Origin of the sequence: Desulfoscipio geothermicus DSM 3669 (assembly GCF_900115975.1) — a bacterium.
Lineage (GTDB): Bacteria > Bacillota > Desulfotomaculia > Desulfotomaculales > Desulfallaceae > Desulfoscipio > Desulfoscipio geothermicus.
Genome location: NZ_FOYM01000009.1, coordinates 1 through 21105 on the forward strand (window position 1 = coordinate 1; position 21105 = coordinate 21105).

General features: G+C 51.1%; 23 protein-coding genes and 1 other RNA gene. 5 read left to right on the forward strand and 19 right to left on the reverse strand.

Features of this window, described 5'->3' with window-relative positions:
* Positions 1-480: 480 nt before the first annotated feature.
* From BM299_RS06730 to BM299_RS06740, 3 genes are all read right to left on the reverse strand, one after another.
* A complete protein-coding gene (locus BM299_RS06730) occupies positions 481-849 on the reverse strand; it encodes a hypothetical protein (protein ID WP_092482711.1) in 369 nt (122 codons plus the stop codon).
* A 719-nt stretch (positions 850-1568) separates the two neighbouring features.
* Positions 1569-1757 carry a hypothetical protein gene (locus tag BM299_RS06735; protein ID WP_092482712.1) on the reverse strand — a complete coding sequence of 63 codons (189 nt, stop codon included), beginning with the start codon at positions 1755-1757 and terminating at the stop codon, positions 1569-1571.
* 213 nt (positions 1758-1970) lie between these two features.
* Complete coding sequence (locus tag BM299_RS06740) at positions 1971-2219, reverse strand: helix-turn-helix transcriptional regulator (RefSeq protein WP_114340119.1); 249 nt, start codon at positions 2217-2219, stop codon at positions 1971-1973.
* 156 nt (positions 2220-2375) lie between these two features.
* Here BM299_RS06740 and BM299_RS06745 point away from each other — a divergent pair, with 156 nt between their 5' ends.
* The 4 genes from BM299_RS06745 to BM299_RS19255 all read left to right on the forward strand — a co-directional run bounded on the left by BM299_RS06745 (position 2376) and on the right by BM299_RS19255 (position 5286).
* Positions 2376-2774: a helix-turn-helix domain-containing protein gene (locus BM299_RS06745; protein ID WP_245779680.1), complete on the forward strand. Its 399-nt coding sequence runs from the start codon at positions 2376-2378 to the stop codon at positions 2772-2774.
* Positions 2775-2780: 6 nt separating this feature from the next.
* Positions 2781-3152, forward strand: a complete 372-nt coding sequence (locus tag BM299_RS06750) for a hypothetical protein (protein WP_092482713.1) — start codon at positions 2781-2783, stop codon at positions 3150-3152.
* 128 nt (positions 3153-3280) lie between these two features.
* Positions 3281-3703, forward strand: coding sequence for an ImmA/IrrE family metallo-endopeptidase (locus BM299_RS06755; RefSeq protein ID WP_092482714.1), 423 nt, complete (start codon positions 3281-3283; stop codon positions 3701-3703).
* A 47-nt stretch (positions 3704-3750) separates the two neighbouring features.
* Positions 3751-5286 (forward strand): recombinase family protein, encoded by a 1536-nt coding sequence (locus BM299_RS19255; protein ID WP_165608213.1) that lies wholly within the window; start codon positions 3751-3753, stop codon positions 5284-5286.
* On the opposite strand, the gene ssrA is transcribed toward BM299_RS19255, so the two are convergent.
* From ssrA to BM299_RS06800, 5 genes are all read right to left on the reverse strand, one after another.
* Positions 5265-5623: a transfer-messenger RNA gene (gene ssrA, locus BM299_RS06780) on the reverse strand. The two genes, BM299_RS19255 and ssrA, sit on opposite strands and share 22 nt — an antisense overlap.
* Before the next feature lie 10 nt (positions 5624-5633).
* Positions 5634-6089, reverse strand: coding sequence for an SsrA-binding protein SmpB (gene smpB / locus BM299_RS06785; protein WP_092482813.1), 456 nt, complete (start codon positions 6087-6089; stop codon positions 5634-5636).
* Between the two features lie 120 nt (positions 6090-6209).
* Positions 6210-6761 carry an HDIG domain-containing metalloprotein gene (locus BM299_RS06790; RefSeq protein ID WP_092482717.1) on the reverse strand — a complete coding sequence of 184 codons (552 nt, stop codon included), beginning with the start codon at positions 6759-6761 and terminating at the stop codon, positions 6210-6212.
* A 21-nt stretch (positions 6762-6782) separates the two neighbouring features.
* On the reverse strand, positions 6783-7199 hold the full coding sequence (locus BM299_RS06795) for a PaaI family thioesterase (protein ID WP_092482718.1): 417 nt from the start codon (positions 7197-7199) through the stop codon (positions 6783-6785).
* Positions 7200-7324: 125 nt separating this feature from the next.
* Entirely contained in the window at positions 7325-7561 is a 237-nt protein-coding gene (locus tag BM299_RS06800) for a hypothetical protein (RefSeq protein WP_092482719.1), read from the reverse strand.
* Between the two features lie 194 nt (positions 7562-7755).
* Here BM299_RS06800 and BM299_RS06805 point away from each other — a divergent pair, with 194 nt between their 5' ends.
* The gene (locus BM299_RS06805) at positions 7756-7935 is read left to right on the forward strand and encodes a hypothetical protein (RefSeq protein WP_092482720.1); all 180 of its coding nucleotides are present in this window, start codon (positions 7756-7758) and stop codon (positions 7933-7935) included.
* A 138-nt stretch (positions 7936-8073) separates the two neighbouring features.
* Here the strand turns inward: BM299_RS06805 and BM299_RS06810 are convergent, their stop codons facing one another.
* The 11 genes from BM299_RS06810 to whiA form a co-directional block, all read right to left on the reverse strand.
* On the reverse strand, positions 8074-10167 hold the full coding sequence (locus BM299_RS06810) for a sodium-translocating pyrophosphatase (RefSeq protein WP_092482721.1): 2094 nt from the start codon (positions 10165-10167) through the stop codon (positions 8074-8076).
* Between the two features lie 239 nt (positions 10168-10406).
* Complete coding sequence (gene secG, locus BM299_RS06815) at positions 10407-10640, reverse strand: preprotein translocase subunit SecG (RefSeq protein WP_092482722.1); 234 nt, start codon at positions 10638-10640, stop codon at positions 10407-10409.
* A gap of 97 nt (positions 10641-10737) precedes the next feature.
* Complete coding sequence (gene eno, locus BM299_RS06820) at positions 10738-12024, reverse strand: phosphopyruvate hydratase (protein WP_092482723.1); 1287 nt, start codon at positions 12022-12024, stop codon at positions 10738-10740.
* Positions 12025-12068: 44 nt separating this feature from the next.
* Positions 12069-13628, reverse strand: a complete 1560-nt coding sequence (gene gpmI, locus BM299_RS06825; protein ID WP_092482724.1) for a 2,3-bisphosphoglycerate-independent phosphoglycerate mutase — start codon at positions 13626-13628, stop codon at positions 12069-12071.
* Between the two features lie 185 nt (positions 13629-13813).
* The gene (gene tpiA / locus BM299_RS06830) at positions 13814-14575 is read right to left on the reverse strand and encodes a triose-phosphate isomerase (RefSeq protein ID WP_092482725.1); all 762 of its coding nucleotides are present in this window, start codon (positions 14573-14575) and stop codon (positions 13814-13816) included.
* A 14-nt stretch (positions 14576-14589) separates the two neighbouring features.
* Entirely contained in the window at positions 14590-15774 is a 1185-nt protein-coding gene (locus tag BM299_RS06835; protein WP_092482726.1) for a phosphoglycerate kinase, read from the reverse strand.
* A gap of 46 nt (positions 15775-15820) precedes the next feature.
* Positions 15821-16852 carry a type I glyceraldehyde-3-phosphate dehydrogenase gene (gene gap / locus BM299_RS06840; RefSeq protein ID WP_092482727.1) on the reverse strand — a complete coding sequence of 344 codons (1032 nt, stop codon included), beginning with the start codon at positions 16850-16852 and terminating at the stop codon, positions 15821-15823.
* 170 nt (positions 16853-17022) lie between these two features.
* A complete protein-coding gene (gene rpoN, locus BM299_RS06845; protein WP_092482728.1) occupies positions 17023-18429 on the reverse strand; it encodes an RNA polymerase factor sigma-54 in 1407 nt (468 codons plus the stop codon).
* A 105-nt stretch (positions 18430-18534) separates the two neighbouring features.
* Positions 18535-19137 (reverse strand): DUF1405 domain-containing protein, encoded by a 603-nt coding sequence (locus BM299_RS06850; protein ID WP_092482729.1) that lies wholly within the window; start codon positions 19135-19137, stop codon positions 18535-18537.
* Between the two features lie 475 nt (positions 19138-19612).
* Positions 19613-20128 (reverse strand): acyltransferase, encoded by a 516-nt coding sequence (locus BM299_RS06855; RefSeq protein ID WP_092482730.1) that lies wholly within the window; start codon positions 20126-20128, stop codon positions 19613-19615.
* Positions 20125-21102, reverse strand: coding sequence for a DNA-binding protein WhiA (gene whiA, locus BM299_RS06860; protein WP_092482731.1), 978 nt, complete (start codon positions 21100-21102; stop codon positions 20125-20127). The genes BM299_RS06855 and whiA overlap by 4 nt, the downstream gene beginning before the upstream one ends.
* Positions 21103-21105: the final 3 nt, after the last annotated feature.

Genomic DNA, 21105 nt, shown 5'->3' on the forward strand with positions numbered 1-21105 from the left:
ATTACATTAGCATCGCGCATGGTTTACCATGCCAGAAAATATAAGTTGCGTTTTGGCTGCCACAGTCCGTGGTTTATGACTTTCAAGCGTATTGCCTTGGCTTTAAACTAAACACTGGTTCTTGGCAAGATATTAATGTGTGATATAACCTTACCAAGAATATTATTTGGTTGGGCTTGTTGGTTATTGCCTAAATCCTGTTTTAAGTTGAGGTGTTAAAATGGCTTAATTTTACGCAATAAAATTAATGACATACAGCAAATATTTATTGATATGTTATGGCAGTTAATTCCATTATTTTGCTGCTATTATTGCTAATTATGATATTTTCACGGATTCAGGCATTCTTCTGTATCTGGTTTTAGTTTACATTAAATGGGGGTTGTGCCGCAACCACTAAAGCCATAATCCCTTGTTATAACTCCGCACCCAAACGTTATAAGCGGGCTTATGGTATCGCTTTCGGTGCCAGGGCTACAACTACTGCCCGCTTACGGCCTGCATGATAGCCCGGCGACCGGCATCCTGCAGGCCGCCGCCTTTGCCAAGTTTCCCTCCGCCATTGGATACCGGTTCTTTTGCATATGTAATTTCAACACTGTAATCACGTAACTTCGTCCTCTGACGACTACGCCTCTGTCTCCGCTGGCACTTGCGTTTGTTTAACCACCCTTCCAGTCCGCCAATTTCATAAATCTCACGGTAAGTCAGCTTTAGTACACTGGCAAGAGCTCTAACCCCGGCATGACCGCGGCGTTTCATCATGTGTCTAACCATTCTTGCCCTTAACTCCGGCTTTAGCCTCCAAGTCAACCTAATTTCACTGACACTGCCCAAAATATCAGTCAACCGGCATACCTCCATTCAAAGATTTAAATACTTTTCACCGTACAGCTGCGAATTTCGGCACTAGGCGTAAGGCCCATATCCATGCCCTCTCCAAGGAGCCGGACGTATTATTCCGGCTCCGTACGACAGCGCATGAATAGTACGCTGTTTTTTTTTCACTAAACTGATTGCCTGATAACCGCAGGCGATATCCTTTGACCCTGTTCGGGGAGCTCGGCAAGCCCCGTTGCCGTCACCTTGTGAATCAATGCAGAGTTGGTGAGCTACTTAAAAGACAATAATACGGTGGGGGAGCTCTTAGCATCTACGCGCCTGGTCGTACCATTAAAGGTGGAAATGTATATAGATAGCCGCAACTATAGTGAACATTCCCAAAATAACAGCACATTACCATTTGCTTCGCCGGAGGCCTTCCGGCTCTCTTTGCCGATATCTGCCCAGCCATGAAACGATTATAGACAATCATTCCGACATCCAAGTATAGCCTAATATGCCACACATAGACGACGGTTATCTTATATTCAGTATTAAGTTATCAAGGACCACAGTTGGTTCGCCGGCATTGCGGCTTAAGCCGGCTCCGCTGTTTAGATTTAGTTTAGGCCGTATTATTGATTATTGACGGCACGCCTTCGAGCAGTTGCCCTACCCGGAGGCCTACCGCCAAGATAGACTGATTATTTCTCCCCCCATCCCCCCGCCCCTCGTATTTCACCGATTTAGCGGCTTGCCACGTCACCATCGGTTTCTTGCTCCTCTAACATTTTCATTATCGAAGGCAATATAATTCTTGCCAGGTCACTGTATTCTTCTTCTAAATTCCCAGGCATTAATTCCACAACTTCTCTGCTTATGGTTTCCAAATGGTCCTTTTCTCTTTTGGCAACATATTTAACCAAAGCTATCATTTGATTCACCTGCCCATTGGTTAAATAATTAACCTATAAAAATCAATACCATTTATTGGTAGGATTTTGACTATTTGCGCAGAATTTTATAAAAAATACCTTTACTATTCCTTAATGTCAGGAGATAAACTACAGCTTATGATAGTTTTTAAAGGGCCAGGCGGTTTGTAAACTTAGATTCTCGATTTCGGCAGTGTCCCGGCCCATGTAGCTTTACTGGTTAACCGCCTCGGGGGTGGCGGCTTGGTCATCCAGACACAAATCGTTTCTCTGTGCTTCAAAAAAAATGTCTTCAACCGATACTCCGTAGAAATCGGAAATCTTCTTAGCTAAGAGCAGTGACGGGGTTCTTTCCCCCCTCTCTATCATGCCGAGCATTTGTGGCGTAATACCGATTTGTTTTGCTATTTCTGGCCTGGGAACATTGTTTCGTAACGCAATTAACTTCTCTCGCCTTTTCAATGCCTTCCCTCCTTTTCATTATGGAAACGTATCGTGTCCTTTGCTTCAGATTATAAAGACACATTATGTTTCTGTCAAGTGTATTTAGAAACTTTTTGTGTCTATTATAGCAAAGAAACAGAGCGTGTCTTATAATTTGATTATGGGGGTATGTATGTGGAAAAATACTTGCTACCTCAACGGTTAAAGAGTTTACGAGAAGACAAAGGACTTAGCCAATATAATTTAGCGAAGTCCCTGGGTTATTCACGCGGTCAAATAGCTAACTATGAACAAGGAACAAGAAGGCCCGACCCCGATACTCTCCAGCGGCTGGCCGATTTCTTTAATGTTTCCGTGGACTACCTTCTTGGCCGTGCCAATGATCCCTCTACTCCCTCCTGGTGGCACCGCAATACGCCTCCCACCGACATCGAGCTAGAGGATTTTCTAAAGTCCGCCAACATTTATTTTGACGGCGCCCCTTTGAACGAGGAGGATAAAGAAGATATCCTTACCTATTTGAAGGTAAAGTGGGAGCGGGAAAAGAAAAAGCGAGAAAAGGGGAAGGGGTGATTTTTAGTGGGCACTCCCAAAGAAGAGCTCCACCGCCTAATTGATAGGATTCCGGAACAAAATGTAGCAAAGGCCAAAAGGTACCTGGAAAAACTGGTAAAAAGCGTACAACCAGAAAGCGCAGCCATACCGCGATCACATAACAAACCTTTTTATATTGATCCCACCTGTCAAAAATGCGGCACCGTCCTTGTGCTTGCAGATTTATTAGATGATCCTAATGCGCCATGGGAGACTGTCTGGCATGACGAATTCATTTGCCCCGTCTGTCGCGACTACATTTACCTGGACTGGCCTGAAAGCGAAAGAGCGGCCTTGAGTGGGGGGCAAGAGGAAGGCGTTAGCTGGGATGATCTCAAGCAAGAACTCGACCTGTAAAGTGCAGCTATTAGCCCACTTGGGCGAACATAAAACAACCTGCTACAATCAAAAGTAGCAGGTTTTAGTTTTATTTTGATATTTTGACATTTTTCGACACTGTTTTTATGGACAAGCAGGTGATTTCTATGGATTACATTAAACAATTCGTCAAACAATTAATAGAAAAACATGAAACCAACGATCCCTACCGCCTGGCCCGGGCCATAGGCATTGACATAGACGAATTCCCCTTTCGCCGGATTAAAGGTCTGATACTTGAAATAGCCGAAAATGTTACCATTGTCCTCAACTCGAACCTCCCGGAATGGCTGAAACGGATTGTATTAGCCCATGAGTTGGGCCATCGGCAGTTGTCTCCGCAGGGGATGGGATATTTCTTTATGGCAGAACATACATTTATGGAGTCTCGGGTTGAATACGAGGCTAATAAGTTTGCCGTAGAACTACTTACTTGGGGAGAAGAACCGGAATTTAATGAATCCATGGAGCATTTTGCGGCCAGGGTCGGGCTACCAGTAGAAATGATGCGTTATAAAGTAATCAAGTAATTACCTACACACCAAAATTATCGACAATATTTTATGGGGGTATAAACTTGAAAGCCGTCATTTACGCACGCTACAGCAGCGACAATCAACGTGAAGAATCCATTACCGCGCAGATCCGGGCATGTACGGAATATGCCGAAAGAAACGGACATTCGATTATCAAGATATATACCGATGAAGCTAAGTCGGCCCAGACTGACGACAGGCCGGGCTTCCTTAAAATGATGAGCGAAATTAAAGGAAACCTGGTAAAACCAGATTTTTTAATTGTTCACAAGATTGACCGTTTTGCCAGAAACCGGTATGACTCCGCCTTTTATAAACGAGAATTACGCAAAGCCGGCGTTTTAGTTCAATCCGTACTTGAGCACCTGGATGACAGCCCGGAAAGCATAATTCTTGAGTCTGTATTGGAGGGTATGGCTGAATATTACAGTAAAAACTTGGCCCGCGAAGTTATGAAGGGCATGAGAGAAACAGCCCTGAAGGCCAAACATACCGGGGGGCTCCCTCCACTGGGGTTTGATGTGGATAAAGATAAAAATTATATTATAAATGAATCTGAAGCACCTGCCGTGCGCATGATTTTTGAAATGCGTGACGCCGGCCATGGATATAACAGTATTCGGGATGCTTTACATAAGCATGGTTATAAAACCAAACTTGGAAAACCTTTTGGTAAAAACAGCCTCCATGAAATACTACGCAATAAAAAATATATTGGCACGTATGTATTCAATCGTTCGGCCAGCAAAACCCCTGACGGAAAAAGGAATAATCATTTATCAAAAAGTCCCGAAGAGGTGATTGAAATACCCAACGCCATTCCGGCCATTATTCCTGAAAATCTCTTTTGGAGGGTACAAAATAAAATGAATCAAAACAAGAAACTTAGGTCTACAGGTGGCCACAAAGCAAAAGTCGTTTATTTACTATCAGGCTTAATCTGGTGCGGTGAATGCGGCAAAAGGATGGTAGGATCATCCAGCACATATAAGACCAGGGTAACAAGAGAAACAAGGCAGCGTTATTATTACTTGTGCAACAACGCTGATCGCACAAAAACCTGTATCAATAAGAAGATTAATAAACGCACTATTGAAGAATATGTGATAAACAAGCTTAAGCAAGGGATATTCAGTGAAGAGGCCATGACCGGGCTGGCTGAAAAATTATATACCCATTATTCAAACATAAAGAAGGAAACCGCCGGCGAAGGCGATTATCTTAAAAAGGAATTGGATAAAGTTGACCGGCAGATAAAAAATATTGTTGACGCCATTGCCGAAGGTACTGTTGTAATTCGGGCCTTCGCCGAAAAACTCAAGTCGCTGGAAAATGAAAAAACCACCCTGGAGAGCCGCTACCAGGAATGGCTTATTAAACAACAAGAACAAATTGTTTCTAAAGAAAAAATTTTAGAGGTTTTAAATACTTATAGACAAGCACTTAACAGTGATGACCCGCTTGTTGTTAAGCAAGTCATCGAAAGGTTTGTTAAAGACGTTAAAATCAATACAGACACCATTGAAGTTAACCTAATGGTGTCTGTGCATACGACTGGTGGAGGCGGGGGGAGTTGAACCCACCGTCCGAAGGAAGAGCCACAAGACCTTCTACGAGCGTAGGTTGTGTTTTGAGTTTCGCCCCTCCGGCGCCCACAACCAGGCTCCGCTTAGAGCTATCTCGATGAATGTCCCCTTAAACCTCCGAGAATTGATTTAAAGGCGAGCCTGCTAAGTCGACACCCCGAGTCCCGCTCCACAGGCAAGAGCAGGTGGGATGGGCTGCTTTAAATTAAGCAGCCAGTGCGTATTCTTCGTTGGCAGTTATAATTAACTGTCCACCGTTTAACGGGCTGATGGAACCCCGGCTCGCTTATCCTGCCACAACTTCCCCCGTCGAAACCATTTCGCCCCCTTATTATACCTTACTCTCTATGCCTGTTTTTCATAGCCCGGTCCATTTCCCGCTTGGCGTCGCGGGCGGCAATGTCTTCGCGCTTGTCATATTTCTTTTTGCCCCTGGCCAGGGCCAGTTCCACCTTGACCCAGCTGTTCTTAAAATACAGTTTCAGCGGAATGAGCGAAAATCCCTTTTCCCGGGTTTGCCCCAACAGTCGCATAATTTCCCGCTTATGCATGAGCAGTTTGCGCGGGCGCTTGGGTTCGTGATTAAACCGGTTACCCTGTTCATAAGGGCTTATATGCATATTATATAAAATCAATTCGCCGTTTTCAACTCGGGCGTAACTGTCCTGCAGGTTGGCCTTGCCGGCCCGGATAGACTTTATCTCCGTTCCGGTCAGGGCGATACCCGCTTCGTAAGTTTCATCCACATGGTATTCATGGCGGGCCTTGCGGTTGGTGATAGTTCTGGCGGCCATCTTTATCACCTCGATAATCAAAGCCCTGCTTCCTTAAAGGAGAGGGCTTTAAGAACAACAGCAACTTTATTTACCACAGCATTAAACTATTATACCACTAACTACACATTTGTCAATGGGTTACAGGCCCATTTCCTTGTTGATGCCCTGCATGGCCTCCAGCCCCAACCCGAGGAACTCATCCAATTCCAGCCCCATTTCCGAGCAGGCGGCAATAATTTCCCTGTTGGCACCCCGGGCAAAGGATTTTTCTCCGAATTTTTTCTTTAAAAAATCGACATCAATAGCAGACAGCTTTTTCTCGGGTTTAATCAAAGCTGCCGCCACTATCAAGCCGGTCAGCGGGTCAATTGAATACAACGCCTTGTCCATTAAAGTTTTTCTCGGCAGCCCGTGAGCTTCGTTATGCACCTTGACCGCATAAACCACATCACCGGGCAGGCCCTGTTCCGCCAGTAATTCGGCCCCCTCCAAGCTGTGTCGGCCCGGGTCATCCTTAGTCCGGTCATAGTCAATATCGTGCAGTAATCCCGCCAGGCCCCATTTTTCCTCATCTTCGCCGAAATGGCGGGCCAGGCGCTGCATAACAGCCTCCACCGCCAGTGAGTGTTTAATTAAATTCTTGGTTTTCAAATGTTTTTTCAGCAGGCTGTAGGCTTCTTCCCTGTTCATAATCTCCCTCCGTTTATCCTTTTAAAACTGCGCCGGGTCAATTTTCATGAACTTGGCTCTGGCTTTAGCCGCCACCTTACCATCAGGTAGTATTATTTGGCCGGCCATGTGAAAAAGTTTACCTCGCTTTTCCTCCTCACACCATGATTCCACCCGCAGCCTGGTATGTACCGGCACTCCCAGGCTATAACGGATAGTCATTTCCACGGTCATGATGGATATATCTTTCAACCAGAGCCACCAGGCCATGGTTTCATCAAGTATAGCGGCAATCAACCCCCCGTGCATGTAACCGTTCCAACCCTGGTGCTCTTCCCCGGCCGTAAACTCTGTGCGGCAGATGTCGCCGTCCATGGTAAACTTCAGCTTGAAACCGATGGGGTTTCTCTCACTGCAGCCAAAGCACATGTGATCGCTGCCCTTAATTCTATTTTGCACTGGATCTCCCCCCGGACTCTATTTTTACATATTATAACCCATTATGGCAAGACTTGACACCCGTTGCCGGTAAGTCAAAAAAAAGCAAGCTGTGCAAATACAGCCTGCTTAATGAAAAATTTTTATTAAAAAACATTTTGCAATCCGTGTATATCATTCTGCACTGTCTGCAATAGCTTTTCATTTTTGCTGATCCGCTCTTCCAGCTCTTTGATGCGGGTATCACCGGCACCCGCACTTTGCAACCTGGCCAGTTCCTTTTTATTTTCCACGATTTCCTGTTCCAACTCGTAAGAAAAATTTACTTTTTCATCGTATGTCATGCCCTTTTTGTAACGCTGCCCGGGATCGCTGTAATCCAACTGACATCCCTCCGGTTACTAATATTTAAATACATTTTTCCCGCAATTTACAGAAATATGCGCATGTACCCGCCAATCAGAAACGCTAATTTTCAAACGCCATTTTATAAAGCCGGGCGGTGGCGTTCAGAATCAAGGCAGGTTATAATTAATCTAACATTGCAAGTATTACGGTAATCCGGGAGGGAAATTGATTGGATAATTTACAATTAATAGTGGCAGTGGTTGCTTTTATCTTTGCCGCCAGCCTTATTCCCATGAGCAAAGCGAAAGTCCGGGGCAAGGGGGTGCGCGTTTGGCGCTTGATCACCCTGGCTCTATTGGTAATCGCCGCCGCGCTGACCATGTTCGCACCGGTAATTAACGGGAAATAATCGTATTATTTTAATAATGCAGTTAGTTTAATCAAGTTTAAGTCTGACCCCAAGGAGGGGGTAAAAAAACCCAAAAGGGGACAGGCACTTTTTTCAAAATGCGAAAAAAGAACCAGTCCCCTTTTTGGTTATTTGCTCTTATAATCTGGTGAGCAGGGGACCAAGGATCAGGGAGATAGTACCTGCAACCTTGATCAGCGGGTTCATGGCCGGACCGGAGGTGTCTTTACAGGGGTCACCTACGGTGTCACCGATAACGGCAGCCTTGTGCGGTTCGCTCTTCTTACCGCCCAGGGCGCCGCCTTCAATGTATTTCTTGGCGTTGTCCCAAGCACCGCCTGCATTGGCCAGGAACAGGGCCAGCAGCACACCGGTGGTGGTCAGGCCGCCCAGAAAACCGGCCAGAGCCTTGGCGCCAAGGCCGAAACCGACGATGATCGGCACGATAACGGCTACAACGCCGGGGAAGATCATCTTGCTGATGGCGGACTTGGTGGCAATGTCCACGCAGCGGGCGTAGTCAGGCTTGCCGGTACCTTCCATGATGCCGGGGATTTCCCGGAACTGGCGGCGAACTTCTTCCACCATACCGAAAGCAGCTTCACCCACGGCGCGCATGGTGCGGGCACCAATCAGGAACGGCACAGCGCCGCCAATGAACACACCTACCAGAACCATGGGCTCGGTCAGGTTAACAACAAACTCTTCCAGACCAAACTTATGCTTGACGCCGTCAACGTAAGCGCTGAACAGAGCCAGGGCTGTCAGGGCAGCGGAACCGATGGCAAAGCCCTTGGCGATAGCCGCAGTGGTGTTACCAACGGCATCCAGCTTGTCGGTTTTCTCACGCACTTCAGGCGGCAGTTCGGCCATCTCAGCAATACCGCCGGCGTTGTCAGCCACCGGGCCGAAGGAGTCCATGGCCACAACCATACCGGCGGTGGAGAGCATACCCATAGCCGCCATGGCGATGCCATAAATAGCCCACAGGCCGCCCTGGCCTTCCGGAGAATTGGACATAACAGCCCAGAAAGCGAAGTAAATGGAACCGGCAAACACCAGCATGGGAATGAAGGTGGACTCCATACCCACCGCCAGACCGTGAATAACGTTGGTGGCCGGACCGGACTTGGAAGCTTCGGCGATCTTGATCGCCGGGGGCTTCAGGTTGGAGGTGTAGTACTCGGTAAGGTAACCTACGGCTACGTTAACAATAAGACCGGCTAAAACAGCCATAAAGATACCGGTTGAAACATTACCGAAGCTGGGATCGGCAAAAGTAGCCTTGGCAATGAACCAGGTAGCGATAGCGGTAAGCACGTTGGTAGTCCACAGGCCCACGTTCAAAGCAGCCTGCGGGTTGCCGCCTTCACCGGTACGCACGGTGAAGGTACCGAGGATAGCGGAAACAATACCGGCAGCACCGACCAGCAGCGGGAAGATTACTCCCGGGAAACCGAACAGCGCGTTACCGATCAGCATGGCAGCGATGGTTGTAGCGGCATAAGACTCAAACAAGTCGGCGCCCATGCCGGCGGTGTCACCGACGTTGTCACCAACGTTGTCGGCGATGGTGGCGGGGTTGCGCGGGTCGTCTTCGGGGATACCCGCTTCCACTTTACCCACCAGGTCCGCACCCACGTCAGCGGCCTTGGTGTAGATCCCGCCGCCGACCCTGGCGAAGAAGGCGATAACGGATGCACCGAACGCAAAGCTGTTGATGATCAGCGGACTCTTGAAGATAATAAACAGGACGGAAACACCCAGCAGACCCAGACCGGCCACGGAAAGACCCATAACGGCACCGGCGCGGAAGGAAACCTGCAGGGCTTTGCCCAGACCGTGGCTGCGGGCAGCTTCAGCGGTACGGGCGTTGGACTTGGTGGTACTGTTCATACCCAGGTAACCGGCAATGGCGGAACAAATCGCGCCCACCAGGAAAGAAATGGCGGATGCCGGACCTACGGGCAGGTGAGAACCTTCAGGAATCTCAATCATGTACTGCAATGCCCAGAGAATAACAAAAATTACAATTGCAAAAGGCGCAAGCGTTTTATACTGGCGGTTCATATACGCCATGGCACCCTCTTGAACAGCCTCGGAAAGCTGCTTCATCTTGGGTGTGCCCATGCTTTCCTTAAGCACCTGGGACATGGTGAAAAGGGCGAACAACAACGCCAGGGCGCCTGCTCCGGCAGCGTAATACGCCAACGTGATGTTGAACTCTTCCACTTATTATTACCCTCCTCTTCCCCAAATAAATAGTTTTTTCACAAACAACGCCATACTCCCATCAATGCTACCGGGAATTTGCCGAATTCACCTCCTTCTCCCCTTTGTTTTGTCCATAAAAATTATAGCATAGGGAGTAAAAATTGACAATTATATAATTAATACTATATAACCAGCGAAACATTTTGCTGTTTTAAATTCCTGGCGAATAAAAAAATCCGGGCCTTACGCCCCGGATTTTATCTCGACAACACCACTAAAACCAGCGAAGTAGCAGCGAAGGCAATGGCCATGTAAACTGTTATTTTCCCCAGCAGTTCATCAAGACCTTTTTTCTTGCCAAAAAAAGTTTCCGCTCCGCCGGCTATGGCCCCGGACAGCCCGGCGCTTTTACCGGATTGCAACAGTATTACCGCTATCAGCCCCAGACTGAACAAAACGTGTAAAACAGTTAAAATAACTTTAGCAACCACTACTTACTCCTCCTTATCGGTTGTAAACATTTTAATATACCCTGACAGAGAAAGCAAGCATTTAATGGCGCTTAGTTAATTGTGATTGTTGGTCGGTCTATTTTAAATTATAAAACACCCGGCGGCCTTTGAACAAAGCCGTGCCGGCCAGTTCCTCCTCGATGCGCAGCAACTGGTTGTACTTGGCCACCCGGTCAGTGCGGGAGGGCGCGCCGGTCTTGATTTGCCCCGCGTTTACCGCCACCACCAGATCGGCAATGGTGGAGTCTTCGGTTTCCCCGGAACGGTGCGACACCACCGCGGTATAGCCGGCCTGCCTGGCCATTTCAATGGCGGCCAGGGTTTCAGTGATGGTGCCGATTTGATTCAACTTAATCAGGATGGAATTGGCCACCCCGGATTCAATTCCCCGGGCCAGTCGCTCGGTATTGGTGACGAACAGGTCATCCCCTACGATCTGCACCTTGCCGCCGATACGCTCCGTCAGCTGCTTCCAGCCGTCCCAGTCGTCTTCGGCCAGAGCATCTTCAATGGAAATAATCGGGTACTTTTCCGCCAGCCGGGCATAAAACTCGATCATTTCCGCCGCCGAGTAAGATACCCCTTCCCCCGCCAGTACATATTTGCCGTCCTGGTAAAACTCCGTGGCCGCCGCGTCAATGGCCAGGGCCACATCTTCGCCCGGACGGTAGCCGGCCGCCTCAATGGCTTCCACGATTACCGCCAGCGCTTCCTCGTTGGAACCCAGGTTGGGGGCGAATCCGCCCTCGTCACCCACAGCGGTGTTCATCCCTTTTTTCTTCAGCACACTCTTTAATGTATGGAAAACCTCCGCACCCATCCGCAGGGCACCGGCAAAATCCTGCGCCCCCACCGGCATGACCATGAATTCCTGAATATCCACGTTGTTGTCGGCGTGCTTGCCGCCGTTTAAAATGTTCATCATGGGCACGGGCAGCAGCCTGGCCCCGGCACCGCCCAGGTAGCGGTACAGCGGAATCCCCAGCACTTCGGCAGCCGCCCTGGCCACGGCCATGGAAACGCCCAGGATGGCGTTGGCCCCAAGCTTACCCTTGTTGGGCGTACCGTCCAGGTCTATCATGGTCAGATCCACCCCGGCCTGGTCAATGGCATCAAAACCCACAATCTCGGGAGCGATTTGCTCGTTTACGTTCAGCACCGCTTTGGTAACGCCTTTACCCTTGTAGCGGCCCGGGTCGTCATCCCGCAGTTCCACCGCTTCGTAGGCCCCGGTGGATGCACCGGAGGGCACGGCGGCCCGGCCCAAGGTGCCGTCTTCCAAGATAACATCCACCTCAACGGTGGGATTGCCCCGGGAATCAAGAATCTCCCTGGCCGTAACGTCTATAATGGTAGTAGACACAAAAATACCCCCTCATGAAAATATACTATTAAAGTAATACCACGTCAGCTTTTATGTATACCCGCATCCAGCAAACTTTGTCCCGTCATTTCCGGTGGCCGGTCAATTCCCAGCAGGCCCAATACGGTGGGAGCCACGTCCTCCAGGCGACCGGGGCGCAGTTGGGCGTCCCGGTGATCGTCGCTGACCAGGATAAAGGGCACCGGGTCCGTGGTATGCGCCGTGAACGGTTCGCCCGCGTCATCCTGCATAACTTCCGCGTTGCCGTGGTCGGCGGTGATAATCGCCAGCCCGCCCGCTTCTTTAACGGCCTGCACCGCCCGGCCGATACAGTTGTCCACCGTTTCCACGGCCCGCACCGCCGCCGGCAGCACCCCGGTGTGCCCCACCATGTCCGGGTTAGCATAGTTGACGATGATTACGTCGTAAATTTGCTCCCGTATTTTATTAACCAGGGTATCGGTAACCTCCACGGCACTCATCTCGGGCTGGAGATCGTAAGTGGGCACCTTGGGGGAAGGAATCAATACCCGGTCTTCACCCCGGTTGGGTTTTTCCACCCCGCCGTTGAAAAAGAAGGTTACGTGGGCGTATTTTTCCGTCTCCGCCAGCCGCAGCTGTTTCAGGTTGTGATAACTAAGCACCTCGCCCAGGGTGTTAACCAGCACCTGGGGCCGGTAGGCCACCGGCGCGGCAATGGTTTTATCATACTGGGTCATACACACGAAATGCACGTGCGGCCGGCCGGCGGGGCGTGGGAAACCGGTTAAATCTTCGTCCACAAAAGCCCGGGTGATTTGCCTGGCCCGGTCCGGCCGAAAATTAAAGAAAATGACGGCGTCCCCGTCCTCCACCCGGGCCACGGGGTTACTATGTTCGTCGGCAACTACCGACGGCTTGACGAATTCGTCGGTTTCCCCCCGCCCGTAAGCCTGTTCCACCGCCGCCAGGGCCGAGGGAACCTTGATACCCTCGCCTTTGACCATGGCGTAATAGGCATCCCTGGTGCGCTCCCAGCGCCGGTCCCGGTCCATGGCGTAATAGCGGCCCATCACCGTGGCCACCTTACCGGTTTCTGTTTTTTTCATCCGCTCTTCAAGCGAAATTATATATTCCCGGGCGTTGGCCGGAGGCACATCCCGCCCGTCCAGGAAGCAATGCACGAAAACCCGCGACAGCCCCTGGTCCCGGGCCAGTTCCAGCAGGGCATACAAATGCTCAATATGGCTGTGCACACCACCGTCGGACAGCAGCCCCATCAAGTGCAGGGCGGTTTTTCGCTCCCGCACCTTTTCCACCGCCTCCAGCAGCACCGGGTTGTCGTAAAACGACCTGTCCCGGATGGCCCGGCTGATCCTGGTCAGTTCCTGGTAAACCACCCGCCCGGCGCCCATGTTCAGGTGCCCCACCTCGGAGTTGCCCATCTGCCCCGCGGGCAAACCCACGTCTTCCCCGGAGGTGCCCAGCACGGTGTTGGGATAGCGGGCCAGCAAACTTTCCATGTTGGGTTTGGCGGCCATGGCGATGGCGTTGCCTTCGTTACTCTCATTCAGGCCCCAGCCGTCCAAAATTATCAGCACCAGGGGCCGCTTCTTGGAAGCCAAAACAATATCCTCCCTTACAAAAAAGGGGACAGGCTACTTTTCGTGGATATTATTTCCATTCCCTGATTGCGCCGGTAAAAAGGGTACAGGCACCATTTTCAAAGAACGAAAACAGAGCCAGTCCCCTTTTTACCGTGGTGACGCGCTAGCGGCATGAAAGCCTGTCCCCTTTATTTTCCAAATAATTACTTCCCCAGCGAGTTCTTTACTATCTCTGCAAAGCTGTCTGCCTGCAGGCCGGCGCCGCCCACCAGGGCGCCGTCAATGTCGGGCTGGGCCATAAGCCGGGCCGTATTGCCGGGCTTGACGCTGCCGCCGTACTGAATCCTGACGGCCTCGGCCGCCGCGTCGCCGAACATATCCCGGAGCAGCCCGCGAATAAAGGCATTCACCTGCTGGGCATCCTCCGCTGAAGCCGTGCGCCCCGTGCCGATGGCCCACACCGGCTCGTAGGCCACCACCAGCCCGGCGGCCTGCTCGACCGTCAGCCCCGCCAGCGAACCCTCCACCTGGCTGCGCACCACTGACTCGGTGGTGCCGGACTCTCGCTCTTCCAGCCGTTCACCCACACAGACGATGGGCTTCAGCCCGTATTTAAGCGCGGCGTGTACCTTCTTATTCACCGTTTCATCCGTTTCCCCGAAATACTGCCGGCGTTCGGAGTGGCCGAGTATAACATACCGGCAGCCGATTTCCTTCAGCATGCCCGGCGCAATTTCCCCGGTAAAGGCACCCTCGTCCGCCCAGTACATGTTCTGGGCGCCCAGGGCGATGTTCGTCCCGGCCAACTGCTCCGCCACCGCTGCCAAGGCCGTAAAAGGTGGGCACAGCGCCATCTCCACCCCGGTCACCCCGGCCACCAGCCCGGTAAATCCGCGCACAAAATTGACCGCCTCACCGACGGTCTTGTACATTTTCCAGTTCGCCGCTATGATGGGTTCACGCATAAAGCATATCACTCCTATTTATCCTGCAGGGCCGCCACGCCCGGCAGTTCCTTGCCCTCGAGGAATTTCAGCGAAGCGCCCCCGCCCGTTGAAATATGGGTGATCTTATCCGCCACCCCGGCCTTCTCCACTGCGGCGGCCGAATCCCCGCCGCCGATCACGGTCACGGCGTTGCTGTCCGCCAGCGCCCGGGCCACGGCCACGGTGCCGCCGGCAAAGGGCTCCATTTCAAACACGCCCATGGGCCCGTTCCAGACCACGGTGGCGGCGTCTTTAATCCGGGCCCCGAAGTTTTGTACAGTTTGCGGCCCGATATCCAGGGCCATCGCGTCACCGGGGATTTCCTGCACCGCAACCACTTTGGATTCGGCCCCCGGCGAAGCCTCCGGAGCCACCACCACGTCCACGGGCAGCAACATGGCCACGCCCAGCTCTTTAGCTTGCCGCATCAACTGTTTGGCCAGGTCCACTTTGTCTTCTTCCAGCAAGGATTTGCCCGTTTCCAGTCCGCCGGCCCTTAAAAAAGTATTGGCCATGCCGCCGCCGATCAGCAGCGCATTCACCTTTTGCAGCAAGTTGTCAATGACGCCGATCTTGTCGGACACTTTGGCCCCGCCGATAATAGCCACAAAGGGTTTGGCCGGTTCGCTCAATACCCGGCTCAACATGGATATTTCCTTTTCCATGAGAAAACCGGCCACGGCGGGGATAAATTCCGCCACCCCCTTATTGGAGGCATGGGCCCGGTGCGCCGTGCCGAAGGCGTCATTCACCAGGATGTCACCCAGCGCGGCCAGTTGGCGGGCAAAATCCGGTTCGTTTTTTTCCTCCCCGGGGTAAAAGCGAACGTTCTCCAGCAGCATTACATCCCCTTCCCCCAGGCTATCCGCCGCCTGCCGCACCTGATCCCCGATGCATTCGTCCATTTTGCGCACCGGGGCGCCTAATAGCTGCGCCAGGCGATCGGCCACCGGCCCCATCCGGTACCTTTCGTCCACTTTGCCCTTGGGCCGCCCCAGGTGCGACATTAAAACAACCCTGGCCCGTTCCCCGATCAGGTATTTAATGGTGGGCAGCGCCGCCCTGATCCGGGTGTCGTCCGTCACATTTCCTGCGCTGTCCAGGGGCACGTTAAAATCAACCCGCACCAATACCCGTTTTCCGGAAACATCAATGTCCCGTACGGTTTTTTTGGCCATGTTACCCCCCCCTAGGAATCTTTTACCACGTCTTTTAATGATAATATTAAAATCCCTGTTTGGCAATGTATTTTACCAAATCCAGCACCCGGTTGGAATAACCCCACTCATTGTCGTACCAGGCCACTACCTTCACCATGTCATCATAAATGGTCATGGTGGACAGGGCGTCAACAATAGAAGAATGGGGATCACCGTTATAATCGGCGGAAACCAGCGGTAGTTCGCTGTATGCCAGTATACCCTTTAATGCACCTTCAGATGCATCCTTGAGGGCCGCATTTACTTCTTCCCGGGTTGCCTTTTTTTGTAATTGCGCCACCAGGTCCACCACGGACACGTTCAGGGTGGGTACCCGCATGGCCATGCCGTTCAGCCGGCCCGCCAATTCCGGCAGCACCAGCGACACCGCCTTGGCCGCTCCGGTGGTGGTGGGGATAATGGAATTGCCGGCCGCCCGGCCGCGGCGCAAATCTTTGTTGGGCATATCCAGTATTTGCTGGTTGTTGGTCACCGCATGTACAGTAGTCATGAGCCCCTTAACGATACCGAAATTCTTCAACAAAACTTTGACCACGGGCGCCAGGCAGTTGGTGGTACAGGATGCGTTGCTCACCACGTGGTGCACGGCGGGATCATACTGCTCTTCGTTAACTCCCATGACCACAGTCAGGCATTCACCCTTGGCCGGCGCGGTGATGACAACTTTTTTCGCCCCGCCCCGCAGGTGCGCGGCGGCCTCATCCGGATCACGAAACTTACCGGTTGATTCCACCACTATATCCACCCCCAGGTCGCCCCAGGGCAACTCGGCCGGATCTCCCACGGCCAGGACCTTGACTTCCTTGCCGTTTACCGCAATAATATCATTGTAACCGGTTATATCAGCGTCAAGCCTGCCGTGTACGGAATCATACTTTAACGTGTGGGCTAGCGTCTGAGCGAATACATCGTTAGCCGGCAACCTGCGGGATTTATGATTAATGGCCACCACCTCAATTTCAGGATGGCGCAGCGCTGCTCGCATTACCAAACGTCCAATCCTGCCGAAACCGTTAATCCCCACTCTTACCGCCATTGTTATACCCACTCCTTTCAATAGTATGCCTTAGTAATCATTAATTAATTAATTATGTTATACTCTATTCGCCAATCTTCAAATTGTTTCCTCCTTTTGTGTATACAAGATTATAAAAAATTAAGAGGTATCGACATATGCGATACCTCTTCCCGCAAAAATATTTTTATTTAATACCTTTTCCTTTTTCTAATCGGCGGTATACCCAGTTCATCCCGGTACTTGGCCACGGTGCGGCGGGAAATCTTAATGCCCTGGCGGCTTAATATATCCGCGATCTGCTGGTCATTCAGCGGTTTTTGGGAATCTTCCTTTTCTACAATTTCCTGCATGGTTTTTTTGATACTTTCGGCGGATACCATGGAACCGCCGGCATTGCTCAGACCGGACGAGAAAAAGTATTTCATTTCAAAAACACCCTGGGGAGTCTGGATATACTTATTGGAAGTGGCCCGGGACACGGTGGATTCGTGCAGTTCCACCATATCGGCCACTGTTTTAAGGTTCAGGGGTTTGAGATATTTGACCCCGTAGTCCAGAAACTCCCGCTGCAAATCAACGATGCACTTGGTCACCTTGTACAGGGTCAAGCGTCGCTGTTCAATACTTTTAATCAGCCAGGCCGCGGCGTTCAGCTTATGTTCGACAAACTTTTTAGTCTTGTTGTCACCCTGCTCATGGCTAAGCACCGCGCGGTAAGTATTGTTAATGGTCAGGCGGGGCACGGAAACATCGTTGATAATGATAACATACTCCCCGTCCACCTTGTTCAACACGATATCCGGCACAATGTATCTGTTGTCGCCCGCGCCGCCGAAATTTCGCCCCGGCTTGGGGTCCAGCGTTTTAAGCAGGTCGGCCACCCGCTGAATATCCTGCGCCTGTACGCCCAACAATTGTGCCATGCGGCTGTACTTGCCGTCGGCCAGGTCCATCAGGTGTCTTTCCACCACGTTGTGCACTAATTCATCATCAATGCCCAGGTAATTCAACTGTAACTGTAAGCATTCCTGCAGCGAGCGGGCACCCACCCCCGGAGGATCCAGCGACTGTACTATTTGCAAAGCATCCAAAACTTCCTCCGTGGATGTATTCAACTGTTTAGCCATATCTTCAGTTGAACAACCAAGATAACCGTTGCGATTGATATTGCCAATAATATACTCGGCTATAGCACGCTGCCGGTCACTGCAGCGAATAAGGCCCAGTTGGCTTAAAAGATGCTCCAACAAATCGGGCGCGCGGAAAACAAAGTTTTCGTAACTGTATTCTTCCCGGTCGCGGGATACCTCCGACCGGGGCATTCCCAAATCACTGCTGTCGTGAAAGTAATCCTGCCAATCTATATCGTATTGGTTTTCCCCGGCACCCTCTTCTTCATGCTTTTGGTCCGGTGTATCTATCCTTTCAGACTGATCCTCCCCGATTTCCAGCAGCGGGTTTTCCTGGAGCTGCTGCTCCACATAGCTGCTCAGTTCCAGGGAGGAAAGTTGCAGCACGGCAATGGCCTGGCGCAATTCAGGGGTCATGATCAATTTTTGTGTCTGCACGACGTTCAGCCCGTAACCCATGCGCATAGCCAATAGATTCCTCCTATAAATTCAAATAAATTTTCAAATTTTTTAAAATATATTTCTACATACACTAGCAAAATTCCTGCCTGTTTTTATAAACCAATATATTCAGTTAACAGGCAAATGATTACAGACCCAGGCCCGAACCAGGGCAATAAATGCGACAATGGTCAACCCGGCAGCGAGCCAGAGAGCGAAATTTTCCTGTAGTGGACTGAACAGGTACGGATGCAGCCCTCGAAAATAGTCCATGTAATCATTAAATATCATCCACAGCGACGCGCCCAGCAGCGCCCGGCCCGGAACCGGCACCGTGCGTAAAAATATAAACCCTTCCAGGGCCATGCCCCAGTGCGACAGCCAGAGCATTACCTCCGTAAAGTTGACCGGCCCGCCCAGCGCCCAGTAATGGGTAATCATTCCCACCGCCCACAAACCGTATTTTATGGTGGTGGCGCAGGCCACTGCCGTAATCAACCCGGGCCGGTTACCGGCCAGCACCAGCAGCAAAGCCAAGGCAAACAAGGTGGTGGAAAGGGGGCTGTCCGGCACCAGGGCCCACAGGTAACGAGGCGTTTCCGCCAGCTGCGCCCGGTACCAGTAAAAACCGTAAACAGAACCCAGGATATTGGTGATAATGATCGGCCAGACCAGGCTGGAACGCCACGGGCGCCGCCACAGTTCGGACAGTAATTCGCTCATTAATCTCATTGTTGCAAGAAAGCCTTCCTTTGTTTAAGATAAAGGTAACTATTCAGCAAGCCCGCTGTGGTATTGCCCAACGCTCACTCCAGTGCTTCGCGCCGACAGCACCACGCCTCGCTTCGGACCGGATTAGCGGCGCTGCAAAGGCGGCGCAATATGTTTTCTTATTTCTGAAATATTATCTTTAAAGCTCATTATACTTAATTACAAACTGTTAGTGAGCCGCTGATTTCGCGTCGCTATCCGGTTACCCGAAGCTTCGTCGGATGCTGTTACCGGCGCTACGCAAGTCGTTTGCTAATGGGCAATACCACAGCAGTCAATGTTTTTTGGTGAATAGTTATAAATTAAGATAAAAATAGAATTCAGAAGTCAGGAGTCAGAATATTTTTTACGGCACTTTTGCTTGCAATGCCGGTTTTCTCAAAGGCAAATTTATCCAATCTTCAACTGCTGAATTCTTTATTCTGTATTCTGAATTCTATCTTTCATTCCTTAACTCCTGAATTCTGTATTCTGAATTCTTACTTTTGACCCTTGCGGGGACACCGCAAACCAGGGCGCCGGGTGGAACGTCCCGGTTTACCAGCGAGCCGGCCCCCACCACCGCGCCGTCGCCAATCCGCACTCCCGGCAGCACCGTGGAATTAGCGCCAATCATAACATCTTTACCAATTTCCACGGGGCCGAGCCGGTATTCATGCACCAAAAATTCATGGGCCAGCAAAGTGACATTGTAACCGATAACACTGTTTTCCCCAATGGAGATGTACTGGGGGTAAAAAACGTCCATCATGGCCATCAATCCCACCGAAACACCCCGCTCCACCCGAATACCCACCATCCGGTACAGAAAATTTTTTACCCGCAGCGAAGGCAGGTACCGGGCCAGCACGATCAACAAAAAATTATATACCACCCGGAAAAAACCCACCCGCCGGTACCAACCGTGCAGGGAGTTGCCCCCGGACACGGGAAAGCGCTTGATCCTTCTCATTCACTTTCAACCTCCGGCGCCGCGGATTCCGGGAAATCAGACCCTGTACGTAATTTTTCCGCAATTTTATCCAGCTTGCGCAACCGGTGGTTGACGCCGGATTTACCCAGGGGCGGGTTGGCCATCTCCCCCAGCTCTTTTAAACTGGCGTCGGGGAAATTAATCCGCAATTCCGCCACTTCCCGCAGCGATGGGGGCAGTTTGTCCATTCCCAGGAAACGGGCAATCAAGCGAATATTCTCCGCCTGGCGCAGGGAGGCGTTAACCGTTTTGTTCAAATTTGCCGTTTCGCAGTTTACCAGCCTGTTCACCCGGTTGCGCATATCTTTATATATCCGGGCATTCTCGAATTCCAAAAGCGCCGAATGGGCGCCCATGTTGTTCAAGCACTCCACTATCTGCTCGCTTTCTTTAAGGTACACCACATACCAGCTTTTACGCTGGCTGACTTTGGCCGAAAAATTAAATTTTTTCAGCAAACGGCATATATCAACGGCATGGCGTTCTTTGCCGGTGATAACCTCCAGGTGATAGGTGCCCCCCGGGTTATTAACCGAGCCGCCGCCCAGGAAAACCCCGCGCAGGTAGGCCCGGCGGCAGCATTCGTTCCGGACCAGGTCACCGGGTACCCCTTCCCGCAGCGCACCGTCGGATTTCACCATGCCCAGTTGAACCAGCATTTCGCGCAGCCCTTCCTGGGGAGGAATACGCACCACGTAAACATTATTTTTATGCAAGCGCATTTTTTTCTTGACCAGCACTTCCGCCTGCAAACTGAAAATTTCCTTGATCAATTTGAAAACTTTCCGTACTACGGCGGCGTTATGATTAAATATGTTCAATGAAACCCGGCGCCCGCTGATCTGGAGGGAGCCGTCCATTTTCACCAGGGCGGCCAGCTCGGCCAGCTTGCAGCAACGCCGCGCGTCCGCCACCCGGGCCAGTTCATTCTTGGTCAGCATGGAAAAACTCAAGAC